Annotated in this window: 6 tRNA genes and 1 rRNA gene; all 7 read left to right on the top strand. The window is 51.0% G+C overall.

Annotated elements, in window-relative coordinates:
- Positions 1–61: 61 nt before the first annotated feature.
- The 7 genes from rrf to BLD48_RS14805 all read left to right on the top strand — a co-directional run bounded on the left by rrf (position 62) and on the right by BLD48_RS14805 (position 783).
- Positions 62–177, top strand: a 5S ribosomal RNA gene (gene rrf / locus BLD48_RS14835).
- A 9-nt stretch (positions 178–186) separates the two neighbouring features.
- Positions 187–262, top strand: a tRNA-Val gene (locus BLD48_RS14830).
- 15 nt (positions 263–277) lie between these two features.
- A tRNA-Thr gene (locus BLD48_RS14825) sits at positions 278–353 on the top strand.
- A gap of 58 nt (positions 354–411) precedes the next feature.
- Positions 412–498: transfer RNA gene (locus BLD48_RS14820), tRNA-Leu, on the top strand.
- 32 nt (positions 499–530) lie between these two features.
- Positions 531–604, top strand: a tRNA-Arg gene (locus tag BLD48_RS14815).
- A 5-nt stretch (positions 605–609) separates the two neighbouring features.
- Positions 610–686, top strand: a tRNA-Pro gene (locus BLD48_RS14810).
- Between the two features lie 21 nt (positions 687–707).
- Positions 708–783: transfer RNA gene (locus BLD48_RS14805), tRNA-Ala, on the top strand.
- Positions 784–813 lie beyond the last annotated feature (30 nt).

Genomic DNA, 813 nt, shown 5'->3' with positions numbered 1-813 from the left:
GGCGCGAGCTTTTCAAAAAAGTTCTTGACGTTATGGAAACATAATGTTAAGATGATAGATGTCTGGTGGCGATAGCCAAGTGGTCACACCCGTTCCCATGCCGAACACGGAAGTTAAGCACTTGAACGCCGAAAGTAGTTGGGGGCTTCCCCCTGTGAGGATAGGACGCTGCCAGGCGATACATATGGAGGATTAGCTCAGCTGGGAGAGCATCTGCCTTACAAGCAGAGGGTCGGCGGTTCGATCCCGTCATCCTCCACCATTTTTTATTACACTTGCCGGTGTAGCTCAGCTGGTAGAGCAACTGACTTGTAATCAGTAGGTCGCGGGTTCGACTCCTGTTGCCGGCACCATTTTCATATTAAACATCATCGAACTTGAAAAAGTGTAGATGCTACCTTTTAACACCCTGCCGGGGTGGCGGAACTGGTAGACGCACAGGACTTAAAATCCTGCGGGGGTTTCCCCGTGCCGGTTCGATTCCGGCCCTCGGTACCATTTTTAATGTAACTGTTTGATCATCATACCCCGCACCCTTAGCTCAGCTGGATAGAGTACTTGACTACGAATCAAGGGGTCGGGAGTTCGAATCTCTCAGGGTGCACTTTTCGGGAAGTAGCTCAGCTTGGTAGAGCACTTGGTTTGGGACCAAGGGGTCGCAGGTTCGAATCCTGTCTTCCCGACCATCTTCAATTTAATCCCTTAATGGGGCCTTAGCTCAGCTGGGAGAGCGCCTGCCTTGCACGCAGGAGGTCAGCGGTTCGATCCCGCTAGGCTCCACCAAATTATCTTTATGACGAACTTTGAAAACTG

The sequence above is a fragment of the Exiguobacterium sp. KRL4 genome, from assembly GCF_001870785.1.
GTDB lineage: Bacteria > Bacillota > Bacilli > Exiguobacteriales > Exiguobacteriaceae > Exiguobacterium_A.
The sequence above is the reverse complement of the archived record's forward strand: the minus strand, read 5'-3'. Positions and strand labels throughout refer to the sequence as shown.